The 15442-nt window shown below is 67.1% G+C and carries 16 protein-coding genes and 1 tRNA gene; 6 read left to right on the top strand and 11 right to left on the bottom strand.

Annotation, left to right across the window (positions count from 1 at the left end; genetic code table 11):
* Positions 1–22: 22 nt before the first annotated feature.
* A complete protein-coding gene (ppk2, locus tag ACIQTX_RS07330) occupies positions 23–850 on the bottom strand; it encodes a polyphosphate kinase 2 (RefSeq protein WP_402970671.1) in 828 nt (275 codons plus the stop codon).
* A gap of 235 nt (positions 851–1085) precedes the next feature.
* Between ppk2 and ACIQTX_RS07325 the strand changes: the two genes are divergently transcribed.
* The gene (locus tag ACIQTX_RS07325; protein ID WP_402970668.1) at positions 1086–1409 is read left to right on the top strand and encodes a hypothetical protein; all 324 of its coding nucleotides are present in this window, start codon (positions 1086–1088) and stop codon (positions 1407–1409) included.
* A gap of 77 nt (positions 1410–1486) precedes the next feature.
* Here the strand turns inward: ACIQTX_RS07325 and ACIQTX_RS07320 are convergent.
* Positions 1487–1559, bottom strand: a tRNA-Thr gene (locus ACIQTX_RS07320).
* Positions 1560–1604: 45 nt separating this feature from the next.
* A complete protein-coding gene (locus tag ACIQTX_RS07315; RefSeq protein ID WP_402970665.1) occupies positions 1605–2549 on the bottom strand; it encodes a DsbA family protein in 945 nt (314 codons plus the stop codon).
* 230 nt (positions 2550–2779) lie between these two features.
* On the opposite strand from ACIQTX_RS07315, the gene ACIQTX_RS07310 reads away from it, so the two are divergent.
* Entirely contained in the window at positions 2780–3883 is a 1104-nt protein-coding gene (locus tag ACIQTX_RS07310; protein WP_028503333.1) for an ABC transporter ATP-binding protein, read from the top strand.
* Between the two features lie 83 nt (positions 3884–3966).
* On the top strand, positions 3967–5271 hold the full coding sequence (locus ACIQTX_RS07305) for a DUF4032 domain-containing protein (protein ID WP_402970662.1): 1305 nt from the start codon (positions 3967–3969) through the stop codon (positions 5269–5271).
* A 30-nt stretch (positions 5272–5301) separates the two neighbouring features.
* Here the strand turns inward: ACIQTX_RS07305 and ACIQTX_RS07300 are convergent, their stop codons facing one another.
* The 5 genes from ACIQTX_RS07300 to ACIQTX_RS07280 form a co-directional block, all read right to left on the bottom strand.
* Entirely contained in the window at positions 5302–5943 is a 642-nt protein-coding gene (locus tag ACIQTX_RS07300) for an NAD(P)-dependent oxidoreductase (protein WP_402970659.1), read from the bottom strand.
* 21 nt (positions 5944–5964) lie between these two features.
* Positions 5965–6972: a 23S rRNA (guanosine(2251)-2'-O)-methyltransferase RlmB gene (rlmB, locus tag ACIQTX_RS07295; protein ID WP_402970657.1), complete on the bottom strand. Its 1008-nt coding sequence runs from the start codon at positions 6970–6972 to the stop codon at positions 5965–5967.
* Positions 6965–8368 (bottom strand): cysteine--tRNA ligase, encoded by a 1404-nt coding sequence (cysS, locus tag ACIQTX_RS07290; protein ID WP_402970654.1) that lies wholly within the window; start codon positions 8366–8368, stop codon positions 6965–6967. Before cysS ends, rlmB begins: the two co-directional genes overlap by 8 nt.
* Positions 8369–8377: 9 nt before the next feature.
* Positions 8378–9604: a 2-C-methyl-D-erythritol 4-phosphate cytidylyltransferase gene (ispD, locus tag ACIQTX_RS07285; protein WP_402970651.1), complete on the bottom strand. Its 1227-nt coding sequence runs from the start codon at positions 9602–9604 to the stop codon at positions 8378–8380.
* Between the two features lie 69 nt (positions 9605–9673).
* A complete protein-coding gene (locus ACIQTX_RS07280; RefSeq protein WP_028503338.1) occupies positions 9674–10156 on the bottom strand; it encodes a CarD family transcriptional regulator in 483 nt (160 codons plus the stop codon).
* Between the two features lie 136 nt (positions 10157–10292).
* Between ACIQTX_RS07280 and ACIQTX_RS07275 the strand changes: the two genes are divergently transcribed.
* Positions 10293–10826, top strand: coding sequence for a DNA modification methylase (locus tag ACIQTX_RS07275; protein WP_105528053.1), 534 nt, complete (start codon positions 10293–10295; stop codon positions 10824–10826).
* A 72-nt stretch (positions 10827–10898) separates the two neighbouring features.
* Here ACIQTX_RS07275 and ACIQTX_RS07270 read toward each other — a convergent pair whose 3' ends face one another.
* Both ACIQTX_RS07270 and ACIQTX_RS07265 read right to left on the bottom strand, forming a co-directional pair.
* Entirely contained in the window at positions 10899–11582 is a 684-nt protein-coding gene (locus tag ACIQTX_RS07270) for a response regulator transcription factor (RefSeq protein WP_028503340.1), read from the bottom strand.
* Positions 11579–12802, bottom strand: coding sequence for a cell wall metabolism sensor histidine kinase WalK (locus tag ACIQTX_RS07265; protein WP_105528052.1), 1224 nt, complete (start codon positions 12800–12802; stop codon positions 11579–11581). The genes ACIQTX_RS07270 and ACIQTX_RS07265 overlap by 4 nt, the downstream gene beginning before the upstream one ends.
* Before the next feature lie 216 nt (positions 12803–13018).
* On the opposite strand from ACIQTX_RS07265, the gene phoU reads away from it, so the two are divergent.
* Entirely contained in the window at positions 13019–13729 is a 711-nt protein-coding gene (gene phoU / locus ACIQTX_RS07260) for a phosphate signaling complex protein PhoU (protein WP_028503342.1), read from the top strand.
* Positions 13730–13797: 68 nt separating this feature from the next.
* Here phoU and ACIQTX_RS07255 read toward each other — a convergent pair whose 3' ends face one another.
* Positions 13798–14547, bottom strand: a complete 750-nt coding sequence (locus ACIQTX_RS07255) for a phosphoglyceromutase (RefSeq protein ID WP_028503343.1) — start codon at positions 14545–14547, stop codon at positions 13798–13800.
* A gap of 59 nt (positions 14548–14606) precedes the next feature.
* Between ACIQTX_RS07255 and ACIQTX_RS07250 the strand changes: the two genes are divergently transcribed.
* Positions 14607–15434, top strand: a complete 828-nt coding sequence (locus tag ACIQTX_RS07250) for a class I SAM-dependent methyltransferase (protein ID WP_402970645.1) — start codon at positions 14607–14609, stop codon at positions 15432–15434.
* The last annotated feature ends 8 nt before the right edge of the window (positions 15435–15442 follow it).

The following is a 15442-nucleotide window of genomic DNA, read 5'->3' as shown; positions in this document are numbered from 1 at the left end:
CGCCGTGTTGCGGCAGCCCGCGCTAGTTCGGCGCCTCGCCCTCGTCGTAGATCTGCGAGGGGCGGCCGACGAGACGCGTGTCTGGATCGTGAGCGATCAGAGGGTCTTTGCCCGGGTAGTCGAAGCGCGCGAGAACGCATCTCATGGCTTCGAGCCGCGCACGCTTCTTGTCGTCCGACTTGATGACGATCCACGGAAGGGCGGGCGTGTCGGTATGGAGGAACATCGCCTCCTTCGCCGCGGTGTAGTCATCCCACCGATCGACGCTCGCCAGATCGGTCGGGCTGAGCTTCCACTGCTTGACGGGATCCTCGCCACGGCGTGTGAAGCGGCGTCTTTGTTCCGCCTCGCCGACCGAGAACCACAGCTTGATGAGGCGGATCCCCGAACCGACGAGCATCCGCTCGAACTCCGGTGCGGTCTGCATGAACTCCTCGTACTCGACGCAGGAGCAGTACCCCATGACGTGCTCGACTCCCGCGCGGTTGTACCAGGAGCGATCCATCAGGACGATTTCGCCCCCGGATGGAAGATGTGCGACATACCGCTGGAAGTACCACTGAGTCCGCTCGGCATCAGTCGGCTTGTCGAGCGCGACGACTCGTGCCCCTCGAGGATTGAGGTGCTCCATGAAGCGCTTGATCGCGCCACCTTTGCCCGCGGCGTCCCGTCCTTCGAACAGGATGAGCACCCGCTCGGATGACCGCTTGATGTGGGCTTGGAGCTTGAGGAGCTCGATCTGCAGGAGCCGCTTCTCTTGCTCGTACGCGGCTCTCGAGAGCTTGTCCGAATTCAGGTGGCCGTGCTGCCACTCCGGTGCGATCGTCTCGACATCCGACGTACTGCTCATCACGCGACCTCCGCGGCTGTACCGGACTCCCCGTTTCACAAGGCAAGCGCAGGTGGCCGCGGCGGGGAGTCGGCCACCTGCGCAGTCATCGACCCGGTGCGAATCCGCAGACCCACCAGGAAAACGTCGTTGCAAGTAACATATCACCATCTATAGCGATACTCTGGAATCCGCTTGATCCGGACCCGCGCCACCGCAGCGATGAAGCACCACCGGTCGCGGCTATCGTTCAGATATGGGAACGATCCAGTACGGCAACGGCGAAGAGATCCACATCGAAGACCGCGCGCTCGCGCACCTGAAAGTGGTCATCGCCACGAAGCTCCGACGCAATGAGAGCTTCACTCTGTCGTGGCGTCACCCCGAAGGCGACAATCCCGGACGTTCGACGATCTGGTTACACCCGTCGATCCCGCTCCGCTTCACCTTCGACGAGCCCGAAGCGCCCCAGCTGAACCCGAAGTGGATTCAGGACCTCATGCACTCGGCGAGCTCGACGGGCGGCATCAGCCTCATCGACGAGGTGCTCGACACTCCGCAGGACGACGAAGCGGACTGAGTTCTGCGAGCGGCGGATACGGGCAGGAGTCTCTGAAGAGCCACTCCGCGATCCTCTGCTCTCGCAAGGGATTGAAGAGCCGACTACGGGACTCGAACCCGTAACCCCCGTATTACAAGTACGGTGCGCTACCAATTGCGCCAAGTCGGCGGATGCCACCCATCAGCTTAGCGATGACATCGACCCCGTTTCGACTTACGGGGTAGGCGTGGAGGACGCCGTCGGCGTCGGTGTGGGCGTCGCGCGCGATGCGTCACTCGCCACACTGAGCACGAACTGCGAGAACTCGGCGGGATCGTCGAGAGCACCGACATAGGCTTCGCCGTTCGCGACGATCATGGGCGCCGTGTTGAGCACCAGATCCTTGGAACCGGCGAGCGGACCGTCCAGGGCGCGCGTGGTGGCTTCCTTCGCCCAGCTGACGAAGTCACCGTTCTCGATGCACGAACGGACGGCCTTGGTGTTGTCGGTGCCGACGGCGCCGGCGAGGTTCGCCAGCTCCTCGTCGGAGAGCCCGTCACTGCCGACCTCGGGCTGGTCGTTCAGCAGATCGTGGTTGAACGCATAGAACTGCGCGGGCGAGTGAGTCGCGACACAGGCGGCGGCCGCGGCGGACCGCAGCGAGTACTTGGTGCCGTTCGAGCTCGCAGTGAGCAGCGCGACGGGGTGGTAGCTGACCGTGACAGCGCCCTCGCTGATCCAACCGGCGAACTGACGGGCGTTGGCCCGCTCGAACTTTCCTGCGTCCGGCGAGAGATAGTCGACGTAGACATGGATGTCGACCTTCTCAGAGGCGGTCGCCTCGGGCGTCGGCTCCGTCGTGGCACCCGCATCGGTCGGCTCCGCCGAAGGTGTCGCCGGAACCTCGTCGGGTCCTGCGACGGCGGTGATGTCGGTCACGACGACGCCGTCCGACTCCATCCCGGTGGGGGTGAGCTTCGGCTTCGACACCTGCGCCGACACGGCAAGGGTCACCGCAGTGCCGATCGCCCCCACGGCGACGATCGCGACAGCACCGATGATGATCCGTCGCATGAGACGCGCCCTCGACTGCTGGGCGTGCACTTTCTGAGCCTTCTCCCGTACGACCTCGCGAGAATTGCGAGGCGTGGGGACGTTCGGCGTTTCGTCGCTCGACATCGTTCCTCTTGTGAGTCTTCGGGGGTCCGGGTTGGCCCCTACCGCCGCTTGGCGACGATCGCCGCTGCGCGCGGCCGAGTTCGATGCTAGCCATTGAGGCTGAGAAATACCCAGGTACCGCTGTTCATGTCATACTGATTCCGACCCAATGACGGGTCACGGTGACTCATCTCACCGCTTCATCACTACGGATCGTCCGGCACGTACCTGCCGGTGAAGGAGAAACAAAAATGGCATCTGTGACTTTCGACGACGCCACCCGCCTCTACCCCGGTGGAACTCGTCCGGCCGTCGACAAGCTGAACCTCGAGGTCGGTGACGGCGAGTTCCTCGTCCTCGTCGGCCCCTCCGGTTGCGGCAAGTCCACGTCCCTCCGCATGCTCGCCGGCCTCGAAGAGGTCAACGCCGGCCGCATCCTCATCGGCGACCGCGACGTGACCGACGTCCCGCCGAAGGACCGCGACATCGCGATGGTCTTCCAGAACTACGCGCTGTACCCGCACATGACCGTCGCCGAGAACATGGGCTTCGCGCTCAAGATCGCCGGCGTCGGCAAGGAAGAGCGCGCCACCCGCGTGCTCGAGGCCGCCAAGCTCCTCGACCTCGAGGACTACCTGACCCGCAAGCCGAAGGCACTCTCGGGCGGACAGCGTCAGCGTGTCGCGATGGGCCGCGCGATCGTCCGTCAGCCGCAGGTGTTCCTCATGGACGAGCCGCTGTCGAACCTCGACGCCAAGCTCCGCGTCCAGACCCGTACGCAGATCGCTTCGCTGCAGCGTCGCCTCGGCGTCACCACGGTCTACGTCACCCACGACCAGACCGAGGCTCTGACCATGGGCGACCGCATCGCGGTCCTCAAGGACGGTCTGCTCCAGCAGGTCGGCTCGCCGCGCGACCTGTACGAGAAGCCGAACAACCTGTTCGTCGCCGGCTTCATCGGCTCCCCCGCCATGAACCTGTTCGCCGCTGACCTGGCTGACGGCGGAGTGCAGTTCGGCACCGAGGTCGTGCCACTCGACCGCGACACCGTCGGCCGCGCGACCGGCTCGCAGGTCATGGTCGGCGTCCGCCCCGAAGACATCTCCGTCGGCCCCGCCGACGGCAAGGGTCTCTCGGTGACGGTCGACCTCGTCGAGGAACTCGGCGCCGACGGCTACCTGTACGGTCACACCGAGATCAACGGCAAGCGCGCCGACCTGGTCGCACGTGTCGACGGTCGCAGCCACCCGAACGCGGGCGAGACGGTCACTCTGGCCGCGAACGCCGGTCACGTACACGCGTTCGACGTCGAGTCCGGCGAGCGTCTGAACGACAAGCCGATCGTCTCCGCCTGATCGGATCCACAGACGCGGCGCAGGCTGACTTCGGTCGCCTGCGCCGCTTCTCTTTTTCGCCTTCCACACAACCAGGGAGCATCATGCAGGATTCTCTGCGGATCACCGCCAGCAAGATCGATCCGGGACTGCTCTCCCTGCCTTGGTCCACGACCCTCGCGAAGTGGCCCTCCGAGCACATCGTCTCGCTCCCCAAGGGTCTCTCACGCCACCTCGTGCGTTTCGCGGATCTCTCCGGACGCGTCGTCGCCGTCAAAGAGACCACCGCGGAGATGGCGCAGCGTGAGTACGACATGCTCGGCAACCTCACGCGCCTCGACGTGCCCTGCGTCGACCGGGTCGCTGTGATCGCCGGTCGCACGGATGCCCACGGCGAAGCCCTTCCTGCCGCGCTGGTCACCTCGCACCTGCGCTTCTCGATGCCGTACCGCGCCCTGTTCACGCGCGTCCTGCGACCGGACACCGCGAACCGCCTCGTCGACGCACTCGCCCTGCTGCTGGTGCGCCTGCACAACGTCGGCTTCTACTGGGGCGACGTCTCGCTGTCGAACACCCTGTTCCGTCGTGATGCCGGCGCCTTCGCCGCCTACCTGGTCGATGCCGAGACCGGCGAGCTGCATGAGGAGGGCCTGACCGACGGCCAGCGTGCCTACGACCTGGATCTCGCCCGTACGAACATCGCCGGCGAGATCATGGACCTCGCCGCGGGAGGACGACTCGAGCACGGAGTGGATGCCGTCGCGATCGCCGATGGCATCGTGTCGTCCTACCGGTCGCTGTGGGCAGAGCTCACCGCGCAGGAATCGTTCTCCGCCGCCGAGACGTGGCGCATCACCGAACGGGTCGAGCGCCTGAACGCCCTCGGGTTCGACATCGACGAGATGTCGATGTCGACCACCGCAGACGGCACCGTCGTCGAGATCCAGCCCAAGGTCGTGGACGCCGGACACCACCAGCGGCGCCTCATCCGCCTCACGGGCCTCGACGTCGAAGAGAACCAGGCGCGGCGCCTGCTGAACGATCTCGACGAGTTTCGCGCACGCTCCACGAAGCAGTGGGCGGACGAGGAGATGTACGCACACGAGTGGCTGACACGCGTGTTCGAGCCCGTCGTGCGTGCGATCCCCTACGAGCTGCGCGCCAAGCTCGAGCCGGCTGAGGTGTTCCACCAGGTGCTGGAGCACCGCTGGTACCTGTCGCAGGCCGAAGGGCGATCGATCCCGCTCGCCGAGGTGCTGACGAGCTACATCAACGAGGTGCTGCGGCACCGGCGCGACGAGGCGACCATCATGGGACCGCCGACCGAGACCATGAGCCTGCCGGTGATCACCGGCATGACACCGGTGGCGGACGATGACGACGACGTCGACTGGCGCGATCTGGTCTGACCGCTCCGACAGGTCGGGATCGGGAAGGCGTCAGTAACCGACGGTGAACCGTTCGCGGTGATGGTTGCCCTGCTCGATCTCGTCGACCACGGCGACGGCGAAGTCCGCGCCCGAGATGTACGACTTCCCATCCGCATCGCGAACGATCACGTCGCCACCGTCGCGGTAGTGCCCGGTACGCTCACCTTCGGCCCAGGGACCGAACACCTCGGCGGGGTGGATGAAGAACCAGTCGACGCCGGCATCCGTGGCCTCGAGGAGCGCGAGGGAGTCGATACCGACCTGCGCCTCGTGCTTGTATTCCTCGGGGAAGCCCTGGTCGAACAAGCGCGGTCCGCCGGGAGCCACCAGGCTGCCGCCGGCTCCGCCGACGACGCCCAGGCGTGTGGCCGTGCCGGCGATCTGCTCGACGACGTTCGACAGCGCTTCGAGCGCCCGGTCCTCCATGTCACCACGCGGCGAGAGGGCTGAGACCACGGCATCCGTCCCGACGAACGCTTCCGCGAGCGGCGCGAGGTCGAGAGCAGAGCCCTGCAGGTACGCGGCTCCCGCCACCGGATCGGTCGGCGCCGAACGCGAGATCGCGATCACCGCATGATCTCGGCTCACCGCCTCCGCGACGATGTGGCGTCCGGCGTAGCCCGTCCCTCCGAGCACGATGATGCGAGCCATGGTCTGCCTTCTCTCCGTGTGCTACTTCTTCGCGGCGCGGAGCGACGCGACCTGGTAGAGCGCGACAGAAGTCGCGATGCCGGCGTTCAGCGACTCGGTGGCCGCAGAGATCGGAATCGAGACGATCTGGTCGCAGGTCTCGGAGACCAGACGAGACAGGCCCTTGCCCTCAGAGCCGACCACGATCACGACGGGACGATCGGCCAGCTGCAGCTCGGGAAGCGACACATCGCCGTCGCCATCGAGGCCGAGCACGAACACGCCCTGCTTCTTGAACTCCTTGAGCTGCGTGGTGAGGTTGGTCGCCAGCGCCACGGGGGTGCGGGCGACGGCTCCGGCGCTGGTCTTCCAGGCGGCGGAGTTGACACCTGCAGAGCGACGCTGGGGAAGGATGATGCCGTGGCCGCCGAACGCCGCGGTGGAGCGGATGATCGCGCCCAGGTTGCGGGGGTCGGTGATCCCGTCGAGCGCCACGAACAGCGGCACCTCGCCACGGTCGATGACCTGCTCGAGCAGATCCTGCGGGTGCGCGTACTCGTACGGCGGTACCTTGATCGCGACACCCTGATGCACGCCGTCGAAGCCGGCCATGCGGTCGAGCTCCGGACGGGTGACCTCCATCACGGGGATGCCGCGATTCGTGGCGATCGCGAGCATCTCCTTCACACGGTCATCCATCTCGACGCGCTGCGCGATGTAGAACGCCGTCGCGGGGATCTTCGCCCGCAATGCCTCGAGCACGGAGTTGCGACCCGTGACGTTCTCGGTGTCGTCCCCGGCCTTGGCCTTGGGCGCTCGGTTCGAACCACCGCCGGATCCCGGACGGCTGCCGCCGGGACGCCCCTTGCCGCCGGACGCCGCGTAACGCTCGGCAGCGGCCTTGCGCTTGCCTGCCGGGTGCCAGGCGCGGTCCTCCGCCTTCGGCGTCGGTCCACGGCCTTCGAGCGCCTTGCGCCCGAGTCCGCCGGTGCCCTTGGTCGGGCCCTTCTTGTTTCCCTTGTTCGCGCCGGGGCGCTGTGGCTTAGCCATCGATACTCCAATGAGTTCCGGCCGGAGTGTCCTCCAGCGTGATTCCTGCGGCGGCGATCGCGTCTCGGATGCGATCCGCCGCCGCCCAGTCCTTGTCAGCGCGTGCCTGAGCGCGCTGGGTGATCATCGTCTGGACGAGGGCGTCCAGAGTCCGGTGCTCAGCGAGGTCTCCCCCACTGGACATGAGGTCGTCGAACCCGAGGAGACGGATCATCGCATCCACCTGGACGAATGCATCCCAGGCCTCCTCGTCTGCTCCGGTGTCGATCGCGGTGTTCCCGCGTCGCACCGTCTCGTGCAGCACGGCGAGCGCCTGCGGTACACCGAGGTCGTCATCCATCGCGACCGCGAACGCCTCGGGGATCTCGCCGATCCGTGCCTCATCCGGCGCGCCGGGGAGCGAGCGGCGAACTCGGGCGATGAACGTGCCGATGCGCCCGAGCGCAGCCTCCGCCTCCGTCCACGACGATTCGCCGAGGTCGAGGCTGGAGCGGTAGTGTGCGGCGGCGAGCGCGTAGCGGACCACCAGCGGATCGTGCGCGGAGAGCACATCGACAGCGAGGGTGAAGTTGCCGAGCGACTTCGACATCTTCTGCCCGTCGACGGTCACCAGCCCGTTGTGTACCCAGTATCGGGCGAATCCGTCGCCAGCCGCGGTCGACTGCGCGAGCTCGTTCTCGTGGTGCGGGAAGCGCAGATCGAGCCCACCGCCGTGGATGTCGAACTCGGCGCCGAGATAGCGCTTCGACATGGCGGAGCACTCGATGTGCCATCCAGGACGCCCGGCACCCCAAGGCGACGCCCAGGTCGCATCGGCCGGCTCCTCGGGCTTGGCACCCTTCCAGAGAGCGAAGTCCTGCGGGTTGCGCTTGCCTCGGGGGTCGGCGTCCTCCGCCGCCTCCATGGCATCGAGCGACTGATGGGTGAGCGATCCGTACTCGGACCAGGAGCGCACGTCGAAGTAGACGTCGCCTGACGCGTCGGGCGCGGGGTACGCGTGACCACGCTCGATCAGCAGCGCGATGAGTTCCTGCATCTGCGGGACCGATGCCGTGGCTCGGGGTTCGTACGTCGGTGCGAGGATGCCGACCCCGGCGTACGCCGCGGTGAATTCCTGCTCCATCCGGTAGGCGAGCGCCCACCACGGCTCGGATTCCGTCGCGTTGGCGAGCACCTTGTCGTCGATGTCCGTGACGTTGCGCACGAAGGTGACACGACCGTAGCGGTGCTCCAACCATCGGCGCAGCAGGTCGAAGCTCAGGGCGGCCCTGACGTGCCCGATGTGGGGGCCGGACTGCACCGTGGGTCCACACACGTACATCGTGATGTTCTCGGGATCGAGAGGCACGAAGTCGCGCAGCGAAGCAGCGCGGGTGTCGTAGAGGCGGAGTGTCACCGCTCAAGCCTACTCGGCGACTGCTGAGCGCCCGCCCTCTGGTGACGATTCCCGATCACGCGGCACCACCGACGCGACCGCTGTCACCGCGATGCCCTCTCCCCGACCGGGGAAACCGAGCCCATCCGTCGTCGTCGCCGTCACGGATACAGGGGCGGCGAGGACCGCCGACAGTGCCGCCTCTGCCTCCGCGCGCCGAGGGCTGAACCGCGGACGGTTGCCCTGTAGCTGCACCGACACGTTCCCGATCTCGAACCCGGCGTCGGTGAGCAGCTCACGGGTACGAGCGAGGAAGACGTCGGCGTGCGCACCCGCATACTCGGGATGAGCAGTACCGAAATGCTCTCCGATATCGCCGAGCCCCGCGGCCCCCAGCAGAGCATCGACGATCGCGTGAGCGACCGCATCCCCGTCCGAGTGGCCCGACAGCGGCTGCTCCCCCGGCCATTCGAGTCCGGCGAGCCAGAGGTTTCCCTCGCCCCCGAACGCGTGGACGTCGGTGCCGATGCCCACCCGCGGGATGCCGACACGGTGGGCGGATGGGGCGAGCAGATTTCTGGCGCGCTCGAGGTCTGCCGGAGTCGTGATCTTGAAGGCCCGCTCCGAGCCGGCGATATGCCGCACGGGATGGCCGGCTGCTGCGAACAGAGCCGCGTCATCGGTGTATTCGGTCCCGCTGGCCAAGGCCGTGGCGTACGCGGCTTCGAGCAGTGGCCGAGGAAAGCCCTGCGGTGTCTGGGCCGCGGCGAGCACCGAGCGGTCGACGGCGTCGATCACAGCGCCGTCGGCCACCTTCTTGAGTGTGTCGACGACGGGGAGCGCGGGGATGACGCCGGTCTGCGTCGTCACGGCAACAGCTACGGCATCGATCTGCGACGGAGGCGTGAGCGCACGGGCGGCATCATGGACGAGGACCGTCTCGACGTCACCCCAAAGCGCTGCGAGCCCTGCGGCCACCGACTGCTGCCTGGTCGCGCCGCCGGTCACCACACGGCCGAGATCGACTCGGTCACCTGCCGCCGCACGCAGCTCGGTCTCGGCATCTCCCTCGAGGCCTGCCGGCGCGACGACGACGACCTGGGCCGGGGCAGCGGCGAACACGCCGTCGAGCGCATGGCGAAGGACGGAGCGGGCGTCGATGCCGACGAAGGCCTTCGGAGCACCGGCTGCCAGGCGGGTGCCGGAGCCTGCGGCCACGACGATGATCGCTGTGTGCGGGACGGGGAGGATGGTCACAGCATCACGTTACCGGCGAAGACGACGAAAGGCGGATGCCGAAGCACCCGCCTTTCGTCGTGAAAGAACTCAGGAAGCGAGGACCTCGTCGAGCATTGCGCCCGCCTTGTCCTCGTCGGTCTTCTCAGCGAGCGCGAGCTCGGAGATCAGGATCTGACGAGCCTTCGCGAGCATCCGCTTCTCACCAGCGGAGAGGCCGCGGTCCTGATCGCGACGCCACAGGTCGCGGACGACCTCGCTCACCTTGATCACATCGCCGGAGGCGAGCTTCTCGAGGTTCGCCTTGTACCGGCGCGACCAGTTCGTCGGCTCTTCCGTGAAGGGGGCTCGCAGCACCTCGAACACATTGTCGAGGCCCTCTTTGCCGATGACATCACGAACGCCGACCAAGTCGACATTCTCTGCGGGAACCTCGATGATCAGGTCGCCCTGAGTGACATTGAGCTTCAGGTATTTCTTCGCCTCACCCTTGATGATGCGCTCCTTGACCTCGATGATGGTCGCAGCGCCATGGTGGGGATAGACGACGGTCTCGCCAACCTCAAAAAGCATAAAAACGTGTCCTTTCGGCAACCTCAAGGATACCACAGGGGGGATGCGCTAAGGTTCGCGCTCCTCGGGCCACGGGCGCCGTCACGACTTACCCATAGAATGGATGCGGATATCCCGCCGGACCTCAGGAGGACCCGTGAAATCGCGCCTTGTTGCGTCTGCAGCCCTCAGCGCCCTCGTTCTGCTCGGCGCCACCGGGTGCACGTTCATCACCCCGCAGTCGACGAAGATCGAGTACGCCGCCTCTGACGGCGTGAACATCTCTGATGCAGACGGTCCGATCGACGTTCGCAACGCCCTCGTCATCGCCAACGAAGACGGCTCCGTCGGCAACTTCATCGCGGCGATCGTGAACCCCACCGACGAGAAGGCGACTCTGACGATCACGGTCGAGGGCCTCGAGCCGTTCGCCGTCACCGTCCCCGCGGAGGGCAGGGTCAGCCTGGGCGCCGACGAGGAGCCGCTGCGCATCGTCGGCCTCGACACCAAGCCGGGCGCGACCGTCGAGATCCACTTCCAGTCGGGCGACTCCACCGGGGTCAAGAGCGAGGTTCCCGTCCTCGACGGATCGCTCCCCTACTACGCCGACCTGGTTCCTTCCGAGAAGGTCGAAACGCCCCGGCCGACGCCGCTGCCGACCGACACGGCCGCCCCGGCCCCCTCGAACTGACACCACACCGCACCACCGAGAAGAGGCCGGCACCCCGCGGGGTGCCGGCCTCTTCCGTGTTCGGACCGTGCGTCAGCCCTCGAAGCGGTATCCCAGACCGCGCACGGTGACGAGCATCACCGGCTCGCTCGGGTTCTCCTCGATGCGCGAGCGGATGCGCTTGATGTGGACGTCGAGCGTCTTCGTGTCACCGAAGTAGTCGCTCCCCCAGACCCGGTCGATGAGCTGACCACGGGTGAGGACTCGCCCGGAGTTGCGCATCAGGACCTCGAGCAGCTCGAATTCCTTCAGCGGCATGTTGATCTGGTCCCCGGCGACCGAAACCGTGTGCCGGTCGATGTCGAGTGACACGCGTCCGCCGTCGAGCACGCGCTCGTCGAGCTCGCTGTCAGCCTGCACGACTCGGCGCAGCACAGCGCGCATGCGGGCGAGCAGCTCACGCGACGAATACGGCTTCGTGATGTAATCGTCGGCCCCGAGCTCGAGCCCCACGACGATGTCCACCTCGGAGTCCTTGGCCGTGAGCATGATGATCGGCACCGCCGAGGTCGAACGGATCTGCCGGCACACCTCGGTGCCCGGCATCCCCGGCAGCATCAGGTCGAGCAGCACGATGTCGGCGCCGCGCTCCCGGAACGCTGCGAGCGCCCCAGGGCCGTCTTCGGCGATCTCCACCTCGTACCCCTCGCGGCGCAGCAGGTACGCGAGGGGATCGGCGAGGTCGGGCTCGTCTTCGACGAGAAGGATACGGGTCATGCTCTCTCTCCGTTTCGAACGCGTGCAGAGGCTGCGGCCTTGGCCGCCTTGCGCACACGCTTCTTCTTGCTCTTCTTGCCCGTGTCGACGTTGTCAGGGGCATCGATCCGAGGAAGCCGGATCGTGAACGTAGAGCCGCGCCCAGGACGGGACCACAGCCGCACCTCGCCACCATGACGCTGGGTGGCGTGCTTGACGATCGAAAGCCCGAGTCCCGTGCCCCCCGTGCGTCGGGAACGGGCCTCGTCGGCCCGGTAGAACCTCTCGAAGATGCGCTCACGGTCGGCCTCTGCGATGCCGATGCCCTGGTCGGACACCGCGATCTCGACGACGCCGTCCTCCGCTCGCACACCGACTCCGACGCGGGACCCCTTGGACGAGTACACGATCGCGTTGGCGATGAGGTTGCCGACCGCCTCGATCAGGATCTGCGCGTCTCCGCGCACCCAGACACCGCGGTCACCGCCCCTGGCGAGCTCGACGCCCGCGGAATCGGCCTGCACGACATGGGCTTCGATGGACGAGGCGATGACCTCGTCGATCGAGACGGGACCGACCTTGGTCAGGCCGTCCTCTGCCTGGAGCCGCGACAGACTCATGATGCGACCGGTGAGCTGTCCGAGCCGCCCGGCCTCCGCAGAGATGCGCGCCGCGAAGATGCGAACCTGGGCTGGGTCGTCGGCGGCGGACTCGATGGCTTCGGCGAGAAGACTCACCGCCCCGACCGGGGTCTTCAGCTCGTGACTCGTGTTCGCCACGAAGTCCCGCCGCATCTGGTCGAGGCGCTCCTGCTCGGTGACGTCGCGGATGATCAGCAGCACCAACCGGGCGCCGATCACGCTCGCCCTGGCTGAGACCAGACGCGGGTCGAGGCTCAGCCCACCACGGGTGATGCGCATCGATTCGGTGACGGAACCGCCGGCTTCCCTGACCCCACGCACGAGTTGGCGCAGCTCCGGGTTGTCGAGAGTCGAGCCGACCTCGATTCCGAAGCGGGTGGCGGCCTGCGATGCTGCCAGCACCTGACCGGAGGTGTCGACGATCGCGGCTGCGTCATCCATGCTGCGAAGGACATCGGTGATACCGGCCGGAATCGCCAGCGAGGTCTCTTCCTGCACGCGTGCCCTCGCCCGATACGCCCACACCACCAGCAGGGACAGGCCGACGCCGATCACCAGCCCGATGGCGAGCGAAGACAGCGCGAGCTGCGGCAAGGTCATAACCTAAGCGTAGAGTGCGTTCACCGTCTGTCCGGCGGGTTTCCGCGCCCTGGCGGCAACGGGAGAAGTACTATTCACGTGCTGGGCACCGTTCGTTAACCTTCGAAGCAGACAATCGCTTCGGGCTTGTGCGGGAGCACAGACCTGCTCTCGTGCGGACGACCCGCCGTCTCGTGCTGACACAGCCGAGATCCGAATGAAAGGTTGCGCCCCAACATGCGCGAAGTCTTCCACCAGTCCCTCGAGGACCTGCAGTCCCGCCTCGTCGAGATCGCAGACCTCGTCACGGTCTCGATCGACAAGGCGACCAGAGCTTTCGCGACCAGCGACGTCGCCCTGGCCGAAGAGGTCATCGCCGACGACGCGAAGATCGACGAACTGGCCGTCGCACTCGACGAGCAGGCCATCGAGATCCTCGCCCGCCAGCAGCCGGTAGCCCGCGACCTGCGCATCGTCGTCTCAGCGCTGCGCGTCAGCGCGTCGCTGGAGCGCATGGGCGACATGTCGGAGCACATCGCCCAGCTCGCCCGTCTCCGCTTCCCCGAGCGCGCCATCCCGAAGGGGCTCAAGGGCACCTTCGTGAAGATGGGCGAGCTCGACGTCGAGGTGGCTCGCACGCTCTCCGAGCTGCTGCGGACCCAGGACCTGCGCTACGCCGACGCGATCCGCAACGCGGACGACGACGTCGACGAGCTGCACGCCACGGTCTTCGAGAAGGTGCTCAGCGACAACTGGAAGGGCGAGGCGACGGCGACCGTCGACGCCACGCTCGCCAGCCGCTACCACGAGCGCTTCGCCGACCACGCGGTGGCCGTCGCCAAGAAGGTCGTCTACCTCGCGACCGGCGACTGGGCTGTCGGCGAAGACGACATCCCCCTCGCCGTCGAGCAGCAGGAGCTCGAGCAGCAGGAGCTCGGACACGCCTGACCCGCAGCACGAATGCAGAAGCCCCCGATGCTAGCGCATCGGGGGCTTCTCCGTTCGAGCGGAAGCTTCTACTTCTTGCCCTGGGCAGCGACTGCGGCGGCGCCGGCAGCAGCGGCCTCCGGGTCGAGGTAGCGGCCGGGGCCGGTGGGCACGTTGTTCTCATCCAGCTCGTAGATCAGCGGGATGCCCGTGGGGATGTTGAGCTCGGCGATGTCGTCGTCGCTGATGCCCTCGAGGTGCTTCACGAGACCGCGCAGCGAGTTGCCGTGCGCCGTGACGAGGACCGTCTTGCCGGCATCGAGGTCGGGAACGATCGCACTCTCCCAGTAGGGCAGCAGGCGGTCGATGACGAGCTTGAGGGACTCGGTGCGCGGCACCTCGCCGTCGATGTCCGCGTAACGGACGTCGTTCACCTGGCTGAACTCGCTCTCGTCGTCGAGCACGGGCGGCGGCACGTCGAACGAGCGACGCCAGAGCTGGAACTGCTCCGGACCGAACTCCTCGAGCGTCTGCGCCTTGTCCTTGCCCTGGAGCGCACCGTAGTGACGCTCGTTGAGCCGCCAGGAGCGGGTCACCGGAATCCACAGCCGGTCGGCGGCGTCCAGGGCGATGTTCGCCGTCTGGATCGCGCGGCTCAGCAGCGAAGTGTGCAGCACGTCGGGCAGGATGCCGGACTCTGCCAGCAGCTCGCCACCACGGCGGGCCTCCTTCTCGCCCTGCTCGTTGAGGCGGACGTCCACCCAACCGGTGAACAGGTTCAGTTCGTTCCACTCGCTCCGGCCGTGGCGGAGCAGGATGAGGGTGCGCGTCGCAGTCATGCCGTCAGTTTATCCGCCCAGGGCACGGAGCCAGAGTCGGATGCTGGGAGGATGGAGACATGGCGTCATCTCCCCTCGGTCGGCCGACCCGCGGCACCACGGGGACGAACCGGCTGCGGCGCAACGATCGCTGGATCGCCGCGAGCGATGCCCTGCGCCGAGCATCCGATCCCCTGGTCATCGACCTCGGATACGGGGCGAGCGGTGTGACCGCCTTCGAGCTCGCGACACGACTGGTACGGGTGCGCGGCGACGTCGAGGTGCGCGGTCTGGAGATCGACCCGGCGCGCGTCGCGACCGCCGACGCCCAACTGGCCGAGGTGCGTGCGGGGCGAACGTCCTTCGCTTCCGACCTTCCGGTCTCGTTCGCCCGCGGAGGATTCGAGGTACCGCTCCCCGACGGGCGGCGGGCCGCGGTGATCCGCGCGATGAACGTGCTGCGCCAGTATGACGAGAACGACGTTCCGGATGCCTGGTCGCGCATGGCCGCCCGGCTGGCACCGGGTGGCCTGCTGTTCGAGGGGACCTGCGACGAGATCGGTCGGGTCGCGAGCTGGATCGACGTCGATGCGCAGGCCTCGCCGCTGCGCTTCACCATCTCGCTCCGCCTCGCCGATCTCGAGCGTCCGAGCATCGTCGCGGAACGCCTGCCGAAAGCGCTGATCCATCGGAACGTCGCCGGCGAGCGTATCCACGCGCTGCTGGTCGACCTCGACCGAGAGTGGGATCGTGCGGCGCCGCTGTCGACGTTCGGTGCCACTCAGCGCTTTCTGGCCGCAGCGGCGGCTCTTCGCGATCAGGGGTGGCCGGTGCTCGGCGGACGCACTCGCTGGCGTCTGGGTGAGCTCACGCTTCCCTGGGCCGCTGTCGCGCCCCGCACCGATTGAGCTCAGCT

The sequence above is a fragment of the Microbacterium sp. NPDC090281 genome (assembly GCF_044769635.1).
GTDB lineage: Bacteria > Actinomycetota > Actinomycetes > Actinomycetales > Microbacteriaceae > Microbacterium.
The sequence above is the reverse complement of the archived record's forward strand: the minus strand, read 5'-3'. Positions and strand labels throughout refer to the sequence as shown.